Source organism: Bacillus hominis, from assembly GCF_030348325.1.
GTDB lineage: Bacteria > Bacillota > Bacilli > Bacillales > Bacillaceae_G > Bacillus_A > Bacillus_A hominis.
The window spans coordinates 4,265,446-4,284,648 of record NZ_JAUCFS010000005.1; the positions used below are offsets into that span (position 1 = coordinate 4,265,446).

Annotated in this window: 20 protein-coding genes; 2 read left to right on the forward strand and 18 right to left on the reverse strand. The window is 37.8% G+C overall.

Annotation, left to right across the window (positions count from 1 at the left end; genetic code table 11):
• Window positions 1–2 precede the first annotated feature (2 nt).
• Complete coding sequence (locus QUF93_RS24755) at window positions 3–512, reverse strand: DUF948 domain-containing protein (RefSeq protein WP_002123106.1); 510 nt, start codon at window positions 510–512, stop codon at window positions 3–5.
• Between the two features lie 187 nt (window positions 513–699).
• Between QUF93_RS24755 and QUF93_RS24760 the strand changes: the two genes are divergently transcribed.
• The gene (locus QUF93_RS24760; protein ID WP_000654729.1) at window positions 700–1,815 is read left to right on the forward strand and encodes an aminopeptidase; all 1,116 of its coding nucleotides are present in this window, start codon (window positions 700–702) and stop codon (window positions 1,813–1,815) included.
• Window positions 1,816–1,854: 39 nt separating this feature from the next.
• Here QUF93_RS24760 and QUF93_RS24765 read toward each other — a convergent pair whose 3' ends face one another.
• The 16 genes from QUF93_RS24765 to QUF93_RS24840 form a co-directional block, all read right to left on the reverse strand.
• Complete coding sequence (locus tag QUF93_RS24765) at window positions 1,855–2,301, reverse strand: hypothetical protein (RefSeq protein ID WP_289360504.1); 447 nt, start codon at window positions 2,299–2,301, stop codon at window positions 1,855–1,857.
• 177 nt (window positions 2,302–2,478) lie between these two features.
• Window positions 2,479–2,883, reverse strand: coding sequence for a PH domain-containing protein (locus tag QUF93_RS24770; protein ID WP_002123111.1), 405 nt, complete (start codon window positions 2,881–2,883; stop codon window positions 2,479–2,481).
• Between the two features lie 76 nt (window positions 2,884–2,959).
• Window positions 2,960–3,451, reverse strand: coding sequence for a GNAT family N-acetyltransferase (locus tag QUF93_RS24775; protein ID WP_289360505.1), 492 nt, complete (start codon window positions 3,449–3,451; stop codon window positions 2,960–2,962).
• The gene (locus QUF93_RS24780) at window positions 3,448–3,996 is read right to left on the reverse strand and encodes a GNAT family N-acetyltransferase (protein WP_289360506.1); all 549 of its coding nucleotides are present in this window, start codon (window positions 3,994–3,996) and stop codon (window positions 3,448–3,450) included. Before QUF93_RS24780 ends, QUF93_RS24775 begins: the two co-directional genes overlap by 4 nt.
• Window positions 3,997–4,052: 56 nt before the next feature.
• The gene (locus QUF93_RS24785) at window positions 4,053–4,958 is read right to left on the reverse strand and encodes a DMT family transporter (RefSeq protein ID WP_289360507.1); all 906 of its coding nucleotides are present in this window, start codon (window positions 4,956–4,958) and stop codon (window positions 4,053–4,055) included.
• Window positions 4,948–5,361 carry a MerR family transcriptional regulator gene (locus tag QUF93_RS24790; RefSeq protein WP_289360508.1) on the reverse strand — a complete coding sequence of 138 codons (414 nt, stop codon included), beginning with the start codon at window positions 5,359–5,361 and terminating at the stop codon, window positions 4,948–4,950. Before QUF93_RS24790 ends, QUF93_RS24785 begins: the two co-directional genes overlap by 11 nt.
• Before the next feature lie 277 nt (window positions 5,362–5,638).
• The gene (gene murC / locus QUF93_RS24795; RefSeq protein WP_002123121.1) at window positions 5,639–6,949 is read right to left on the reverse strand and encodes a UDP-N-acetylmuramate--L-alanine ligase; all 1,311 of its coding nucleotides are present in this window, start codon (window positions 6,947–6,949) and stop codon (window positions 5,639–5,641) included.
• Window positions 6,950–7,200: 251 nt separating this feature from the next.
• Window positions 7,201–8,319 carry a nicotinate phosphoribosyltransferase gene (locus QUF93_RS24800; RefSeq protein WP_002123122.1) on the reverse strand — a complete coding sequence of 373 codons (1,119 nt, stop codon included), beginning with the start codon at window positions 8,317–8,319 and terminating at the stop codon, window positions 7,201–7,203.
• 61 nt (window positions 8,320–8,380) lie between these two features.
• Complete coding sequence (locus QUF93_RS24805; protein WP_289360509.1) at window positions 8,381–12,313, reverse strand: DNA translocase FtsK; 3,933 nt, start codon at window positions 12,311–12,313, stop codon at window positions 8,381–8,383.
• A 157-nt stretch (window positions 12,314–12,470) separates the two neighbouring features.
• Window positions 12,471–13,427, reverse strand: coding sequence for an N-acetylmuramoyl-L-alanine amidase (locus QUF93_RS24810; RefSeq protein ID WP_289360510.1), 957 nt, complete (start codon window positions 13,425–13,427; stop codon window positions 12,471–12,473).
• Window positions 13,428–13,468: 41 nt separating this feature from the next.
• The gene (locus QUF93_RS24815) at window positions 13,469–13,813 is read right to left on the reverse strand and encodes a thiamine transporter (protein WP_193645431.1); all 345 of its coding nucleotides are present in this window, start codon (window positions 13,811–13,813) and stop codon (window positions 13,469–13,471) included.
• Window positions 13,814–13,955: 142 nt separating this feature from the next.
• Window positions 13,956–14,570, reverse strand: coding sequence for a YtpR family tRNA-binding protein (gene ytpR, locus QUF93_RS24820; RefSeq protein WP_002123129.1), 615 nt, complete (start codon window positions 14,568–14,570; stop codon window positions 13,956–13,958).
• A complete protein-coding gene (locus QUF93_RS24825; protein ID WP_289360511.1) occupies window positions 14,567–15,379 on the reverse strand; it encodes a DUF1444 domain-containing protein in 813 nt (270 codons plus the stop codon). Before QUF93_RS24825 ends, ytpR begins: the two co-directional genes overlap by 4 nt.
• 79 nt (window positions 15,380–15,458) lie before the next feature.
• A complete protein-coding gene (locus tag QUF93_RS24830) occupies window positions 15,459–15,773 on the reverse strand; it encodes a thioredoxin family protein (RefSeq protein WP_002015619.1) in 315 nt (104 codons plus the stop codon).
• An 84-nt stretch (window positions 15,774–15,857) separates the two neighbouring features.
• Window positions 15,858–16,367 carry a DUF84 family protein gene (locus tag QUF93_RS24835; RefSeq protein ID WP_002160194.1) on the reverse strand — a complete coding sequence of 170 codons (510 nt, stop codon included), beginning with the start codon at window positions 16,365–16,367 and terminating at the stop codon, window positions 15,858–15,860.
• A gap of 317 nt (window positions 16,368–16,684) precedes the next feature.
• Window positions 16,685–17,758: a M42 family metallopeptidase gene (locus QUF93_RS24840; RefSeq protein WP_001031515.1), complete on the reverse strand. Its 1,074-nt coding sequence runs from the start codon at window positions 17,756–17,758 to the stop codon at window positions 16,685–16,687.
• A 148-nt stretch (window positions 17,759–17,906) separates the two neighbouring features.
• Between QUF93_RS24840 and QUF93_RS24845 the strand changes: the two genes are divergently transcribed.
• Window positions 17,907–18,218 (forward strand): PepSY domain-containing protein, encoded by a 312-nt coding sequence (locus QUF93_RS24845; RefSeq protein WP_000118541.1) that lies wholly within the window; start codon window positions 17,907–17,909, stop codon window positions 18,216–18,218.
• A 108-nt stretch (window positions 18,219–18,326) separates the two neighbouring features.
• Here QUF93_RS24845 and QUF93_RS24850 read toward each other — a convergent pair whose 3' ends face one another.
• The gene (locus tag QUF93_RS24850) at window positions 18,327–19,181 is read right to left on the reverse strand and encodes a YtnP family quorum-quenching lactonase (protein WP_289360512.1); all 855 of its coding nucleotides are present in this window, start codon (window positions 19,179–19,181) and stop codon (window positions 18,327–18,329) included.
• Window positions 19,182–19,203 lie beyond the last annotated feature (22 nt).

Below are 19,203 nucleotides of genomic sequence, written 5' to 3' on the forward strand. Positions count from 1 at the left end.
CATTACTCACCTCTCATGCGAAGTCTAGAGCGCTTCTCTCTCTTTTCAGCCTTCTGCTCAGCTCTCTCAAGTTTACGCTCTTCTTTTTCAATCTTTTTCTCTTGTCTCGTAGCACGGTAATGATTGTATACTTCAATTGCTGCGCTGCTCCACTGTACAACTTGTGCTACTTTATCTGCATTATTTTCAATTTCGTCCGTAACAGACTCTGAAACATTGCGAAGCTTCGTATTTAAAGAGTGTATCGTCGTTCCGATTCCATCTACACCTTCTACTACTTTATTTAGCGACTGTGACTTCTGTTGAATATCGTCAGCTAACGCATTTGTCTTATGTAATAATTGCTCCGTCTCTACGCTTATTCCTTGCATTTGCTTTTCTAAACCTTCTAACGTACTTGCAACATTTTCTAACGTCTTCTGAACCGATAACAACGTTCTGCATACATACACTACTAATACAGCGAAGGCAACTGCAATAATAGCCGCACTTACGTATAAAAGAACTTGCATTTCATCACTTCCTTTATCTTTTTCATACTTTCTCTTATTATACAATCATTTTCTGTTTCGTTCTAATCCCTATCTTTTCATTGGAATTTTCATACTTATTCGTTAACTTTAACATAAATCATTCAACAAATTCCACTAAGTAGGTTACAATAGGAGAGGATACATAATTAGCAGGGAGGCTTTACATATGAAAGATCCACGCATTGAAAAGTTAGCATACAATTTAATTAACTACTCTATTCGCTTACAAAAAGGCGAAAAAGTATTAATTGAAAACTTTGGCTTACAAAAAGAACTTGTAACTGCACTTGTAAAAGAAGCATATGCAGCTGGTGGTTTCCCATTCGTTTCTTTAAAAGATCATCAAGTAGATCGCTCTTTATTAATGGGTGCTACTGAAGAACATTTCGAACAAATCGCTGCATATGAAGCAAGCGTAATGAAAGATATGGACGCTTATATCGGTCTTCGCTCTGGCGACAACATTAACGAACAAGCTGACGTTCCAAGTGAGCGTATGAAAGTTCACGGTCAAACAGTTGGTAAGAAAGTTCATAGAGACATCCGTGTTCCAAAAACACGCTGGGTTGTTCTTCGCTACCCAAATGCTTCTATGGCGCAACTTGCTAAAATGAGCACAGAAGCTTTCGAAGACTTCTACTTCGAAGTATGTAACTTAGACTACGGTAAAATGGATAAGGCGATGGATAGCCTTGTTACATTAATGAATAAAACAGACAAAGTTCGTTTAACTGGTCCTGGAACTGACTTAACATTCTCTATTAAAGACATTCCAGCTATTAAATGCTCAGGTCATTTAAACATTCCTGACGGTGAAGTATACTCTGCACCAGTTCGCGATTCTGTTAACGGTACAGTTTCTTACAACACACCATCTCCTTACAACGGTTATACATTTGAAAATGTACAACTTAAGTTTGAGAATGGCCAAATCGTTGAAGCAACTGCAAACGATTCAGAGCGTATTAACAAAATCTTCGATACAGACGAAGGCGCACGCTACGTTGGTGAGTTCGCAATCGGCGTAAACCCATACATCTTACATCCAATGGGAGACATCCTATTCGATGAAAAAATCGATGGTAGCTTCCACTTCACTCCTGGACAAGCTTACGATGATGCATGGAACGGCAACAACTCGAACATCCATTGGGATTTAGTATGCATCCAGCGCCCTGAATACGGCGGCGGCGAAATTTACTTCGACGACGTACTAATCCGTAAAGACGGACGCTTCGTTGTTCCTGAGTTAGAAGCTTTAAACCCAGAGAACTTAAAATAATATGAAAAGCGCTCGGGATTCTATCCGAGCGCTTTTTCATTAATACTCTAATAATTTTTTAGCCACATCTTCTGGTACTTTAAAACTGTTTTTATTTTTTATTTTATTCATTTTCAATTCAACCTCAACATAAGGGACATCTTTATATACTGTCATAGTACCAATTTCATGTAACTCTTTTTTATCTTTACTCGAATCTAATAATTTCGGTGTATCCTCTTGATACATTTTAAACGTTTTCTCTTGCGGAGTATCCATAGGAGCCGCTTCCATTTCCCACTCATCCATTTTGATTGATTCAAACAACTTTGTGATTTCTTTCTTATCAGTAATTGTTTTTTTATCACTCGAATCAATAAGCGATTCTATTTCAATTTTTTGTGCCTTTTCTAAGTTTATATCATCCTTTTCCTTCTTCGTACTACATCCTATTACTAGAATCGATACGGTCAGTAGCAGCAAAAATAACGTACAGATTTTTTTCATTTCTAATCCCCCTTATACGAACTACTTTCCTCGCTTTTTGTTTGCTGAAAATGAAAATAAAATAAAAGCGTCACTGCAATAGTACCGATTAATATTGGAACATATAAGGGCAGATCCCATTTAATATATACTCTAGTGCCACCAACAAGCACAAACAAAACAAAAGTTTTACATATTTCATCTCTTACCTACCATTTTTATTTTTACATGTGGATTCTCTTTCTCAACAAGTGCCAAAAAACTTGTCATATCTTGCGGCATCGCAATCATATGTACTTTATATGCATTCGTCGTAATTTCAAGGGACTTCCCAACTTGCCGAATAATTCTTATATCTTTTAATACAACATCATCATTTAAAATGCCGTACTTTAACACACCATTTTCTACTTTATGTTTTTTAATGAATATTTCCCAAACGAGAGGGACATTTACAATGAAGCATAAACCCATCCCAATTAACGCTGACATCCACTGCTCTTTATTTGTAAAAATCATGACAATTGGATATACAAACATAAAAGCTAACGTGAGACTAACGAAAATTACCGCTGATTTACTTCTTTGAATTGAAAAATCCATACACACACCCCCTAACCAAATTATACCATGTTTTCCATTTTAATTAATAAAAAAAGGTCATTTATGAATGACCTTTTTAAATAATATATCTATAAAATTTCTTATCTACCTCTAGCACCGGAAAATTTTTTGGCAACTCTTCTATACTCACACTTCGGAAACCATTCTTCTCATAAAAGCGATGCGCCGCTAAAAATTTCACTGTCGTTCCTAAATAAATATCTTTCAACTTTTTATCCTCAGCCCACGAAATTGCTTTTTGAAGAAGCATATGTGATGCGCCCCATTCTTTTCCACGAAACTCTTTCTTCACGAACATTTTTCTTAGCGCTACTTGATGCTTCCCAATATCTAATAAAGCTACCGTTCCAACTACTTTACCATCATACGTTGCTACCCAAAAGTTTCCGTTGTCCCTGTGATAGAACGTTTCTATTTCAAGTAAGTCAGGCTGCTCTTCTTTCGTAATCGGAACATTATACTCTTTTTGCTGAATATGAACAATGAGATTTACTACTTCATCTTGAAACTTACTTTCATACGGAATAATAAGAATCTTCTCGTTCATCGAATCTCTTTCCATTCTGAAGCTAATAAACTATAAACAGCAATATCATAAAAATGATCATACAACCATTCGTCTTCTCTTAAAATACCATCTAACTTAAACCCTAAACGTTCTGGAATTGCGCGGCTTTTCGTATTTCCAACACCGCACCGAATTTCAATTTTATTCAGATTTAAATTTTCAAATGCATAGTGAAGTACAGCCTTTACGCTACGCGTCATAATACCTTTCCCGCCAGCATCTTCTGCAAGATAATACCCAAGACTCGTAGCTTTCTTCCCCCAGCTCACCGGATGAATGCCTACCATCCCAACGAGCTTTCCTTTATAACGTATACCACTTTCAAAACCGTCTCCCTCTGAAAATTTCTTTAACCACATCGGAAAAATTTCATCATAAGCATCAGCAGATTTCGTCCCATCTACCCACGGAAGCCACTTTCTTAAATGGTCACGGTTCTGATCTATTAATTCATATAGTTCCTCTTTATGATGTTTTTCTAATAGTTGTAATTCGATTTTGTCATCTACTCGGAGTGTGAACATGTTTTTTAGCCCCCTTTTATTTTTCTTATTATTCTAACATTTTCAGTTAGAAAATGTTAAATATTAACACCTTTTTTCGATCTTATCTTAATAAATCCAGAAGAATATAGTACTCCCGTAACAACTAATATCATTCCTACAGATTGTGCGGGTGTTATATTGACTCCTTCAATAAAAGAAATAAGCATTGTAACAACAGGCACTAAATTAAAAAATAAAGATGTTCTAGCTGCACCAATTTGAGCAATTCCATTATTCCACCATAAGTAACCAAGCACACTCATTCCAATTGCCATAAAGAGAATCGCTCCCCAGGCTAATAAGGGCATTTCCAAAACTGGTACTATACTTTTTTGCGTAGAAGATATCATAATAAAGGCAAGGGCACCAATAGTCATCGTATATGTCGTAGTTTGTATTGGGCTACCAGTTTTAATAAACCTTCTGCTTAATACACCGTATAACGCCCAGCAAATATTCCCTAATAAAATATAAAAATCCCCTTTTGAAAATGATAAATTTTGTAGTGTGGTAAACGAGCCTTGTGTAAGTACGAAAACAACACCAATTAGTGCAAGTAACATTCCAATTACTTGGCGGTTCACTATTTTCTCTCGTAAAATGACACTTGCTAATAATGTGGTAACGAGCGGATTTGTCGCCATAATAAGTGCACCATTAATAGCTTCTGTATGTTTCATTCCTGAAAAGAAAAAGAAGTTAAAGCCGAATACACCAACAATACCTAACAAAAGGTAATAGGCCCTATTCTGCCTCCATACTTCCAGCTCAAAATCTTTTCGTATTTTTAACAAACATAACATCACAAATGCAGCAATCCCAAAACGCCATGCTGCTATATGAATTGCTTCGAAATACTGCACCGCATATTTCGAAGCATTAAATGTCCCGCCAGTAAATATCGCAAACCCTAACAGCTGAGCATATACTTTATTCTTCATTGTCAGCCTCCGGGGTTTTCTCTTCTAGAAAACCATAATAAATTTCTAACTTCTCCTCTGTTAGCTGAACTACTTTTTGCAATTGTTCCTGTTGTTCTTTTAACCGCTCTAAGTGAGTTGTTAAAATTGAAATTCTCTTTTTTACTTTCGCAGGTACTTCCTCGTTCCGCTGCTTGATCTCCTCTATAATACATCCATCACTCGCAAACTCCCCCATCTCTTCTAATGACATGCCAGTTTGTTTTAATGAATATAAAAATTTTAATAAACGCACATCACCTTCTGTATACTGCCGAATGCCGCTATTTCGCGTTGGTGGTGGTAATAATCCTAATTTTTCATAGTAGCGTAAAGTATGAATACCCATCCCTGTTAACTCTGCTACTTCACCGATTTTATACATGTTCTCTCCCCCTTGTTTTTACATTTTCATTTTACAACCTAGAGTTAGCTCTAGGTCAATACGCAAATAAAGTGAAACTTTAATCAGTGAGGGGTTTTGTTCATCCCCCACTGATTATTAGCCTTCACCAATCGGGCGTTTACGGGCAGCAGGGCTCCCACCTTACTTCTTTGCTCAAGCCGAATTTTGAGGTGGGAGTTTTACTGCCCGGCAAATAGCGGGATAAAAATCGTACACAACAAAAAAGACGCACAGCCATAGCTATGCGTCTTTCTTCTTACTTCTCTGCAACTTGAACTTCTTTTACGTAAGCTGCTTCGAATTTTTGGATGTCACCTGCGCCCATGAAAATTAGAACGCCGTTTTTATGTTTCTTTAATACATCCGTTGTTGTATCTGTAATTAATTCTGCACCGTCAATACGCTTTTGCAGATCTTCAATTGTTAATTCACCTTTGTTTTCACGTGCTGATCCGAAAATATCACATAAGTATACTTGGTCAGCTTTGCTTAGGCTTTCTGCAAACTCATCTAAGAATTTTTCTGTACGTGAGAATGTATGCGGCTGGAATACAGCGACAACTTCACGCTCTGGATGTTTTTGACGAGCTGCTTCAATCGTTGCGTTAATTTCTGTCGGATGGTGTGCATAGTCATCAATGATAACTTGCTCTCCCATTGGCTTCTCATTAAAGCGACGTTTTACACCTTCAAAAGTTGTTAATTGATGTTTAACTGCTTCTACATCAACGTTTTCGTAATGGCAAAGAGCGATAACTGCTAATGCATTTAATACGCTGTGATCGCCGTATCCAGTAATTTTGAACGTATCATAATACGTATTACGAACGAATACATCGAATATAGTACCATCAGTTCTCTTTTGGATGTTACGTGCTTGGAAATCATTATCTTCTCCAAATCCATAGAAAATAACAGGTACTTTCGCTTGAATTTTTTGTAGTTCTTCATCATCACCACATGCAATAATACCTTTTTTCACTTGCAATGCCATCTCTTGGAATGCATTAAATACATCATTGACGTCTGTAAAATAATCTGGATGATCGAAATCGATATTTGTCATAATTGCATAGTCTGGATAGTAAGACAAGAAATGACGACGATACTCACAAGCTTCAAATACAAAATACTTACTATTTTCTACCCCATGCCCCGTTCCATCTCCAATAAGGTAAGATGTTGGATGTGCACCTTGCATTACATGGGCTAACAAACCAGTTGTTGATGTTTTTCCATGTGCACCAGTTACAGCAACACTTGTGTACTGATTCATAAGGTCACCTAAGAAGTGATGGTAACGATGTACTGGTATATTTAATTCTTTGGCTTCTACGATTTCTTCATGCGTATCAGGAAATGCGTTTCCCGCGATAATCACTTGTCCTTCTTTAATATTATTTTTATCAAAAGGAAGGATGGAAATACCACGCTTTTCCAATGCTGTTTGTGTAAAGAAACGCTTTTCATAATCAGACCCTTGAACAGTATGCTTCATGTCATGAAGAATTTGCGCTAATGAACTCATTCCTGTTCCTTTAATTCCTACAAAATGGTAAACTGTCATCTTAAAGAACCTCCAACATTTCGAACTAATACAACGGCCTATCTATAAGACAGTATATGAATCTTTTCTTATTTTGGTAATCATCATACATTTCTGATGCAGTGAATTTCTTTTTATATTCACTTATCAATGATAAACTCGTACGTACTTCTTTTATGTCCATAACACATTTATTATAGCAAAAAACAAGCCGCTATACTATGATAACAGAAAAACTGATAGGGTCAATCACCTATCAGTTTTTCTCGCTTTTACATATCTTCTTTTGTTTCTAATTGAACACGCTCTAGACGTGGATTTGGACGGTATTTACGACCAGCTTTCGCTTCTGGTTTTCCATTTAATTCTACGTTATCACCAGTAAAACCAATATTCATTTTTAATAAGCTACTTCCTACTCCGTATATATCGACAGGAACATTTTGAGCTTCAAATTCACGAATACGTTTTTCATCAAACCCACCAGTTACAACGATATCTACATGTTGGAAACCTTCCTCATCAAGAGCCTTACGAAGTGCAAATACAAGTGATGGATTTACACCACGTGGATCGAATGTTCCAAGTACTTCTGGATGACGAATGAAATATTGATCAATCATTGTACGAGACGTATCTACACGTACACCTTTTAATGTTGATCCAAATTCACGCGCTACACGAAGTGCATCTGTAATGACATCATTGTTGTAATCAATTAGTACGACTAATTCATCTTCTGGGAATTTTTTATGATATGCCTTTGCTGCTTCAACAACATCACCATTAAACATTTGAATTAAAGCGTGAGGCATCGTCCCCATACCACTTCTGCCCCACCATTCATTCATTGCATGCGTCGCTTGTGCGCTCATACCTCCGATGTATGCCGCATAGCCGTCACCAGCTTGTTGCGTATAATGATCGTCACGATCTCCCATGAAAATAACCGGTTTTTCTTTATCTACACTACGTGCAGCTTGGACAACGTTATATACGTTTGTCGCAACTGATGTACGACGAGCTAAAATCCCATCAATTACACCTTCTAAAAAGCCGAAGTATTCATAAGGACCATGAATTGTTAAAACTGTTTCAAACGGACTAATATTATCGCCATCCTTTAAAGAATGAATTTCTAATTCCTCAGGATTTTTGGCGAATGTTTGTAGCAATGCGATTACCTCATCTGCTCCGCAAAGAACTGCATGTTCTTTTTGGAAAAACTGCATTGTTACAACACTTTTCGGGCGAAATTCTTCAATGATTTCTCTAGTTTTTAAAAAGTAAACGGCAGAGAACCAACCTTCTCCAACACGTTCATCAAATTTAAATGTTTTATTTGTTAGTCGATTTATTTCACCTTTTAATTTTAATTCAATTTCTTTCATGTCGCTTTACTCCCTACTTTACTATCCAACATTTTCTCTTAGTATACAGCAAAACCGCTTACTATACATTCGTTTCCTGCATAGCAGCGAATTCATCCTCAGAAATAAGGACATCTCTCGGTTTCGTTCCTTTTCCTTCAGAAATAATCCCTTGCGACTCCATCTCTTCAATTAGACGTGCCGCGCGATTATAACCAATGCGGAATTTTCTCTGTACAGAAGATGTGGACGCTCCCCCTTGCTCTACAACAAATTGACATGCATCAAAAAATAGTTCATCTTCAGACTCACTCTGCTCTGATTTTGCTAATAAATCTTCTTGCTTAAATAAGTAATTTGGCTTCATTTGCTTTTTCACATAATCAACTGTTCTTTCAATCTCATCATCTGATACGTATACACCTTGTACACGAACTGGTTTAGACGTGCCGTTTCCTAAAAATAGCATATCACCACGGCCAAGTAATTTCTCCGCGCCCCCAATATCGATAATCGTACGCGAATCAACTTGAGATGATACCGTAAACGCAATACGCGTTGGAATGTTTGATTTAATTAAACCTGTAATAACGTCTACAGATGGACGCTGCGTCGCAACTAATAAGTGAATACCACAAGCACGAGCTTTTTGTGCAATACGACAAATCGCTTCCTCAACATCACCAGGAGCAACCATCATTAAGTCCGCTAACTCGTCAATGACGATTACAATATAAGGTAATGTCTCACCTGGGATTTCTCTCTCACTTACAATCGTATTGTAACGAGTTAAATCACGAGCACCAGCATGAGCAAACAATTCATAACGACGTTCCATCTCTTCAACCGCCCACTTTAACGCAGCAGTAGCTGCTTTTACGTCAGTAATAACAGGTGCTACAAGATGTGGAACAGAATTATATGGTGCCAACTCAACCATCTTCGGATCAATTAGTATCAACTTCACTTCATGCGGCTTCGCTTTATATAAAATGCTCGTTAAAATCGCGTTAATGCACACACTTTTCCCTGAACCAGTTGCACCTGCAATAAGTCCATGTGGCATTTTTCGAATATCCGTTACAACTGGATCACCTGAAATATCAAGCCCCAGCGCAACTGTAAGCGGTGATTCACTCTTTGTAAATACAGGACTTCTTAAAATTTCACGAAGGAATACTGGCTTACTTTCCTTGTTCGGAACTTCAATTCCAATTGCACTCTTCCCTGGAATTGGCGCTTCAATTCGAATATCTTTCGCAGCTAAACTTAACTTAATATCATCACTTAAATTTGTAATTTTATTTACTTTCACACCTGGGTCTGGTTGTACTTCAAAACGAGTTACCGCCGGCCCTTGTGACACATTAATAACATGTGCTCCAACATGGAAATTATTAAATGTCGTATTTAATAATTCTTCCTGTTCTTCTAGCCACTCCGTATTATCTAATGCTGCCTGCTGTGGAATCGACAACAACGTTAATGACGGAAGTTCATATTTCGGTGGCGTTTGTAGTACGTTGCGCATATCGTTCTCTTTTTGATTTACAACATATGCTTTCTCTTGTACTTCCGTACTTGAAATCTGCTCTTGCACTTGTCCAACCACAGCTACTTGTTGCATCGGTTTTTCTTCTACTTGTGGTTCCACTACTACTTGCTGCATTGGTTTTTCTTCCACTTGGGTTTCTACCACTACTTGCTGCATTGGTTTTTCTTCCACTTGGGTTTCTACTACTACTTGCTGCATTGGTTTTTCTTCCACTTGGGTTTCTATCACTACTTGCTGCATTGGTTTTTCTTCCACTTGGGTTTCTACTACTACTTGCTGCATTGGTTTTTCTTCCACTTGGGTTTCTAATGCCACTTGCTGCATTGGTTTTTCCGTTACTCGTTCACCGACAGTAGATTGCGTTACGTTCGTTCTTACCGCATGTCTTTCCATTAACTTCTTTCTGTCTTGTTTTAACATGACAACGTTAAATGGAACATGACGTTTTTTCTCACGTTTCGGCTCTTCTTTTTGTGCAGCAGGCTGTTCTCCAACAACTTGTTTCTTTTCTTCAGCTTCTTCAATTAAAACATTCGCAAAGCTTTGAACATCTTTCTTCGTTTGCTCATCTGCTTCTGAAACTGGTACGAATACTTCACTTTCTTCCATGAACTCAATTGTTTCTTGCTGAGACATCACTGGTTGCTCTGCAACTGCTATATTTTCTAACGACTCTGTATTCATCGTTTCTTCAATTACTTCTTCTTGCGGTGTTTCCTCTAATGCGAATTCCGTAACTAATTCTATTTCCTTAGATTCCTCTAACTCCGCAACCTCTGCTTCTTCCTCAGATTCTTCTAATTCCACAGCTTCGGCTTCTTCCTTAGATTCTTCTAACTCCGCAACTTCGGCTGCTTCCTCAGATTCTTCTAATTCCGCAGCTTCTGCTTCCTCAGATCCCTCTAATTCCGCAACTTCTTCTGCTTCCTTAGATCCCTCTAATTCCGCAACTTCTTCTGCTTCCTTAGATCCCTCTAATTCCGCAACTTCTTCTGCTTCCTTAGATTCCTCTAACTCCGCAACCTCTGCTTCTTCCTCAGATTCTTCTAATTCCACAGCTTCGGCTTCTTCCTTAGATTCTTCTAACTCCACTGCTTCTGCTTCTTCCTCGGATTCTTCTAACTCCGCAACTTCGGCTGCTTCCTCAGATCCCTCTAATTCCACAACTTCTGCTTCCTCAGATTCTTCTAACTCCGCAACTTCGGCTGCTTCCTCAGATCCCTCTAATTCCACAACTTCTGCTTCCTCAGATTCTTCTAACTCCACAACTTCTTCTGCTTCCTTAGATTCTTCTAATTCCACAGCTTCGGCTGCTTCCTCAGATTCTTCTAACTCCGCAACTTCGGCTGCTTCCTTAGATCCCTCTAATTCCACAACTTCGGCTGCTTCCTTAGATTCTTCTTCAAAAGCATCAGGTATTTCTATAGTAATTGTTTCTTCAAGCTTTTCATCTGCTTTTACAATCACTACATCGTCTAAGGTTTCTTCTTCGACTTGATTTGCTGCAACTTCAGCAACAGTTTCTTCTATTTCTGTATTACATTCATTTTCTTCTGTTAATATCGAATCCACGTGCTCTACTTTAGAATCTATTGACTCTTCTTGTAAAGTTTCTTCGTTATCTTCTGTAGATGATAACACCACTACATCTTGCTCCTGCTTCAAGGCTTGTACAATTGTAGCCTCTGCTTCCACATGCTGTCCTACTGTTTTATGAAGCAAATCATCACTTAGGCTTTCTTCTAATGAAGGGGCTTGACGTTCAACTTCGTAACCGTTTTTCTCTAACCATGCATCCACAACCGATTTTTCTTCTACTTTATTACTTCGTTCGTTCTTAACAGATGAACTCCCTTGTAGAACTTCCGAAAAGTCAGATAATGTATATCCCTTTTTCTCTAACCATGCGTCAACAACAGCTTTTCCTTCAACAGATATTTCAAGATCTTCTCTTTCCTTTTCTTCCTCCTGCACAACCTTCGTTTCTACTGAAGGACGGTTATATCCATAAATCGGAGAAATCATTTCTGTTGGACGAAATGGTCTACGGTTACTTTCTTGCGACGGTACAAATGCTTTTTTTACGACAGGCTCTGGTTCCGGTTCATATTGCAATTCCGGTTCTTCATATGTAGGGGCTTCTGTTTCCACATACGGTCGTCTGCTTCTTTCCACTTTTATTCCTCTTTGAGTAGGCTGTTCTTCATATGTTCCTCTTTGAATAGGTTGTTCTTCAAAGTTAGGTAGTTCTCTTACATCCTCCTCATCGAAGCCATTATCTGGTATTAATGGAAAACGACATTTCCCTACATTCCGACTTGCCATTTGTGCTTCTCTTGCTTCAGTGTAGTGGTTTACACGAGGAATTTTCGGCTGACTTTCAATTTGCTTTCGTACTTCTTTATTCATCACTGTTTTTTCTTCCTCTTTGTTAAACAGCTTTTTCATCCAATCTAACATGCTTACCACTCTTTCTACTAAATAGTAACAACCTTTATTGTATCAGCATTCGGCAAAAAGTGCAGGTAAAATTAAGCATATTAACTTTATCCATAATATTCTAATTTACGAGTATTTTGTATATAGAAAAAAGCAGCCTTCCATATAAGACTGCAATTTAAGCTTTATTTTTCCGATATTCATCTACACTATCCGTCACGCTTTGTAATAAAAAATTTACATACTGTGGGTCAGATAATTTTTTGTCTTCTTCTGGGTTTGACATAAATCCGAGTTCTAATAGTACTCCAGGTACTTTCGACCAATTAAATCCAGAAAGGTCATCTCGAAATTTAATTCCATTTACTTTCACCTGATGATTTCCTCTCATTTTGTTTACAATTGTTTGAGAGACTTGAAGACTTTCAGCATAGATTTCTTTCGTATATTGATTTCCTTCTGCTGGCGTCAATACAGCGAATCCACTTTGGTTTGGATTTTCAGAACCGTCCGCGTGAAGACGTAAAAACAAATTCGCCTTATGATCATTCGCGAATGTCGCTCGTTCCTTATTACTTATATCAACATCTTGTGACGTTCTCGTCATCAATACTTGTATACCTTTTGCTTCCAGCTTTTCTTTTAATATAAAGGCCATTTCTAATACAAGGACAGACTCTCTCTTTTTTGTCACAACGCCTGTTGTGCCATCTGTCACTTTATATTTTTGAGTAGTTGCTCCTGGACCAATTGGCTCTAAATTTAAATTCGCTTTTTGTTGATGTCCTGGATCAATAACGACGAGAAACCTTTCTTGTTTCTCATTACTCTCTACTTTTTGTTCATTATTTTGTACGGGCTGTTCAATCGTCTGCGCCGGCGGGATTTCCTCTGTCTTTTCTTTGGCCGACACTTCCTCCTGCTTAAGTTCAGCTTGTTCATTCGTTTGAATTGCTTGCAGTTCTTCTGTCTTTTCTTGTTCTTCCTGCTGCTTTTCTACCGGTGCGTCTTCTTTTTTATCGTTGTTTTTTTCTTGTACAGAAGATGTTGTTTCTTTTTTCGGTTGTTCTTGTGAACAACCTCCCATATATATTCCAATGACTGCAATAGCGCTCATTATTTTTATATACTTCATTTTTCTCTCCTATCACTTTGCACCGGACTCAAAGCATTTTCTTATAGTATTTTTATAATATCGTCCATATTTCCGATATAAATCGGTTGCCACGTTTCCGTACCGCGCTCAGCTGTATAAACAGGGTAAGTATCTTCATCTACATTAACGAAAACAGGATCTCCCATATCCGTTTCATATCCAATAACAATCCATCCTTCTTGCCATTTTCCACTTTCATTGCTTATTAATGAATTTTTATGTTTATCATATCGGTAACCGATTTGCCCTTTTTCTAATTCACTTTCACTAAACACATATATTTCATAGGAACCTAACTCGATATCTTGTTGTTTTGAAGTTTCAATTCGTTTCAGAAGTTCTGCAATTTTTGGTTGTTGTTTCATACGTCTATCCCCTTCTTTTTTCTAAATTTTACCTAATCTATTTTTAAAATACAATATAGATTTTGAGAGGAAACGTTACAATACTAGGAATTTCGCACAAAAAAATAGCCTCACGTATGCGAGGCTACTTTTCTAATATCAATTAAAATTTAAATTCTTGTCCAACTTCAAAGCTGTCTTCTAATACAAGAATACCTTTTTCTTGTGGAGCGTCTGGAAGCTCTAATTCACGTGCAGAGCAAATCATTCCAGAAGAAGGAACACCGCGAAGTTCAGCTGGTTTAATTAACATACCGCTTGGCATTACAGCACCGATTTTCGCAACAACAACTTTTTGTCCTGCATCAACGTTTGGTGCACCACATACGATTTGTAATGTTTCTGTACCGATTTCTACTGTACAAATGTTTAGTTTATCAGCATTTGGATGTTTTTCTTTTTCAGCAACATAGCCTACAACAAATTTCGGCGTGAAATCAGCTTCTACTTTTTCTTCAAAGCCGTTCTTCGCTAAAATCCCGTTAATTTTTTCAACGAATTCTTTCGTTAATGTAACGTTTCCGTTGTCTGTTACTTCTACATAAGAAGACGCATTAAAGATGTTGAATCCTCCTGTTACGTTGCTTTCACGATCATAAACGCGAGCAACATCTCCTTTGCGGTCAAATGCACGGTTTTCTAAAGTAATATCTTGTAAGGCAACAATTAAAGTGTCACCAATTCCTTCAAGGTTGTAAAAAACGTTCACTTCGTTCATCCTTTCTCTTTTCCATCTGTCTTCTTCCGATTCTTCGCTAAAATAAAGATTGGTTCAAAGTCGCCATCCTCATATACGAATGAAAGTGATGTAATCGGAACATGCCCTTCGGCAAAAAATTTCATTGTCATTTGTGCAATAATATCATAACCGATTTCGTTGACGATATCAGCAATAATTAATACATCTTGGTGAGGAACAGCAACAACCATATCACCAGAGATCTTTTCACGCATCGAGTGTAGTAACGATTCGTTTAAAATACGAGTCGCATCATACCCATCATTTGTGTTTAAAAAGTAGAATGTATTATCAGCTACTGTTTCTTGTTTAAATTCATAACCTAATGAGCGAGCGTTGAATAATGCCATTTCACGCACTTGCTGCTCTGTAAGCTCTAATTTTTGCAATAAGCGCTCATCAATTAATCGATACGTTTTATTAGAATCTAGCGCATAGTAAATACGTGTTTCCGCCGTATGGTCCGTCATAATAAACGGATTTCCTTCTTCTGATTGCTTTGGGAAAGAAGTAGAGCGGATAACAGGTAAAATTTTCGCCGTGCTATTTTCTTCTTTATGCATTGCAATTAGCGCTTCTTGTACGTAATAAGCGACCTCTTCAATCGCTTTTTCTTTGTTCACTTCCCATTTTGCAACTACTCCTGGAAGTGATACGTTAATACCTTTTTTCGAGTCTGTTTGTTCAATACGAAGAACTTCTTTCTCGCTATCATAATGGAAATCCCATTCTGGTCGAGATAATTTCTTCATTAACTCGTCTCTCATCTTTTTACTTGTCATTTTCATCTCTTTTTCCTCCCTTCCAAAAAAACAACCTCCCCCGCGAAGGTAGAGGTTGTTTTTACAATTCAATTGGCTAATTGTCTTATTTTAAACCTTCAATAAACTCTTCGATTTGCTCTTGTGTTTTACGATCTTTATTTACATAGCGTCCAGTTTCTTCACCTTTATTGTACGCTACAAAGCTTGGAATGCCAAATACGTCTACTTTCACACATAAATCAATAAACTCATCACGATCTACATAGTAAAATGAGAAATCACTATACTTCTCTTCTACTTCTGGCATAAATGGATCAACGAAACGGCAATCTGGGCACCATTCTGCTGAGAACATGAAGACTACATTCTCTTCATTTTTTAATTCTTGGAATTGTTCCATGCTTTCTAATGATTTCATCTATATTTCCTCCTCTAACGAGTGCACTTTTTTCACACTATAATCTTTTCTTTATACTAACATACATCGCGCATGGTGCAAGGTTTATGCTTGCTTTTCATCATACTTATATTGCCCAACAAGTAACTTAACAACGTGTACAAATAATTCCGTTCGGTCGACATAATCATCTGTAAAAATACCGATAGCACCTTCGTGACTACGAATATCTTTTCGCTCTACAAACTCTTCCATCACTTCGCTTAACTCTTTTCCCTCTTCAAGAGGTGCTAAAAAATCGTCTGGTAACTTAATACGTGCCCCACCCGCAACAAATGTTTTACCGTCAATCGTCGCTAAAGCACCCCAGTTACACATAAATAATCCATGCTCCGTTTTCATAACGCCGCCTTCTAGCCCAATGCCGATATGAGCTTCACCTTCCTGCAACGCTCTCTTCGCTCTATTTATTGCTCCTTGCATCGTCTCTTCATCTGAGAAAGGCTGGTTTGCTACTCCTGAAGGAACAGAAAGAGATGTAATTTCAGCATCTTTCCAAACCTTCTCCACAGCCCCAACTTTCGTTTTATTCTTCGATCCAACTACTACTTTCATCTCGTTCACCTCTATGTAAATTTACAATTATAGTCTAACTCAACATATTCACATAACTACCCAGCCTCGAAATTAATAAAGAATCCTACTTTCACTATTACTATCTGTAGGTTAAATCACTTGGCATCCCTTCACCTATAAAAGAAAGTGACTTTCCACAATATTTCCAGCCTTAAACACAAAAACAGTCTTCCTCTCTCTTCTTATCCGGGATTTATAATACATCGCTCGAGCACCAATTAGGCACTAACCGCTCCCACATATCGCTGGGTCATCTATTCAACCCAAAAAAAGAAAGGCTCTTCAGCCCTTCCTCTTTATGCGTTATTCTTAATTGTCTCTAACGTCGTTTTGTCCGTCGCTCTCACAAGCTTCGTAATTAATTCCTTCGCTGCCGCATAATCATCAACATGTAAAATAGAAGCATGTGTATGAATGTAACGTGCACAAACACCAATTACTGCTGATGGGATACCAGAGTTGCTTGTATGTACACGGCCCGCATCTGTACCACCTTGTGAAATAAAGTATTGGTACGGAATGTTATGTGTTTCTGCTGTATCTAAAATAAATTCGCGCATTCCTCTATGTGTTACCATTGTGCGGTCGTAAATACGAAGAAGAGCACCTTTTCCTAATTGACCGAACTGCGTTTTATCACCAGAAGCATCGTTTGCTGGACTTGCATCAAGCGCGTAGAAAATGTCTGGTTGAATCATATTTGCAGCAGTTTGTGCCCCGCGAAGACCTACTTCTTCTTGTACAGTCGCACCAGAGTATAATGTGTTTGGTAATGTTTCATCTTTTAATTCTTTTAGCAATTCGATAGCAAGGCCACATCCATAGCGGTTGTCCCAAGCTTTCGCCATAATTTTCTTTTCATTTGCCATCGGTGTAAACGGGCAGATTGGAACGATTTGTTGTCCTGGTTTCACACCAATTTCAATCGCATCTTCATAACTATCTGCACCTATGTCAATTAACATATTTTTTATATCCATCGGTTTTGCACGCTGCGCATCACTTAATAAATGAGGAGGAATAGAACCAACAACCCCAATAACAGGACCATTCTTCGTCATAACTTGTACACGCTGAGCCAATAGTACTTGGCTCCACCAGCCACCTAACGTTTGAAAACGAAGCATCCCATTTTTCGTAATTTGCGTAACCATGAAACCTACTTCATCCATATGACCTGCTACAAGAACACGTGGGCCAGTTTCGTCCCCTTTTTTCAGACCAAATACGCTACCTAAACCGTCTTGTACAATTTCATCAGCATATTTGCTTAATTCTTGCTTCATAAAACGGCGTACATCATGTTCGAAACCTGATGCACCTTGTAATTCTGTTAACGTACGAAATAATTGTAATGTCTCTTTATTCACGAAGTCCCCTTCTTTCAAACCTTAGTAGAATACCTCTTTTATTGTAACGAAATTTTCGAAATGTTTCTAGTTTCTTCTTTTTTAGCTGTATTTGCTTTATAATTATTATTGGTACACTATTTTTATTTTACAGAATTGAGGTGAATATATGAGCTGGAAAGGTTTAGTAGCAGGTCTTGGCGTTGGGTTCGCAGCTGGTTATCTTGTTGCAAACAAAGTACAAGAACAATCCCATATTTCTTCAGAAAAAGCATTGAAAATGGTGAAACAAGCATTAAGTCATAAAGGTGAAATTACTGGCTCTTGGGTACATATGGTTCCAGAGACATTTGAAAAATATGATGTCGCATACGAAGTTTATCGCGGCGGTCTTACAACGATGTTAGATGATATACAAGAACGATTTGAATTTTTAGTTGATGCTAAAACAGGTACTGTTTTAGAGGTTATAGCAGCATAAAAAGAGGTTTCCCATTAGGTGAACCTCTTTTTTTGAGAATTGCCGACAAAAGCCGACAATAATAAGAGGAGGCTGTTCCAACAGACAACTTTGGACAACCTCCTCTTATTATGCTTCTACACTCGCTTTTCTCTCTAACTTTTCCACTATATGTCCTTCCTCATCCCATTTCACCGCACGGTAAAATGCATCATGATAAAACGTAAACCAAGCATCTTTTTCAGCACCATATTTCATCCACTTTTGCTTATTTTCAATCGATGTCATCGGATAATCATCGTATGCCATTACCCATAGTACATTTTGATGTGCATGCGTCGGCAATAGGTCTGCTAAATGAAGCATCGTTTCCCCTTGGCTTTCCAAAGCAATAACTGCATGTCCATCACTATGACCGCCTGTATGCGCCATTTTTATTTCATCTGTAATTTCTATTTCTTGCTGAAACGTAACAACTTGATCTACAATCGGCTCCCAATTTTCCTTCCAATATGTATTGCGTGATCTAATATTTGGGTTCCTCATTTCATTCCATTCTGTTTCACTAACATAAACTTTTGCATTCGGAAACTCTGGTACAAGGTGATCCCCTTCCCATTTCGTTAAACCAGATGCATGATCAAAATGAAGGTGCGTCATTAAGACATAGTGAATATCTTCAGGTTTTAATCCTAGTTTTTCTAATGATTCATAAACCGAGGATTCTTCTGTTACCCCTTGATTTCGCTTCATCTTCTCATTTAATTTACCGTTTCCTATTCCGGAATCAATGAGCATATTACCGTCTTTCGTTTGTAAAAGTAACGGATCTGTTCGTAAATAAATATGATTTGTATCATTATGTTTATATTTGCGTGACCAAAGTACTTTTGGCACAACGCCAAACATCGCGCCTCCATCTAAATGTGTATTCCCACCTTTTAGCCACGTCACTTTTATATTTCCAATTTGTAACTGTTCCATATCCCATCCCCCTTTTCTATTT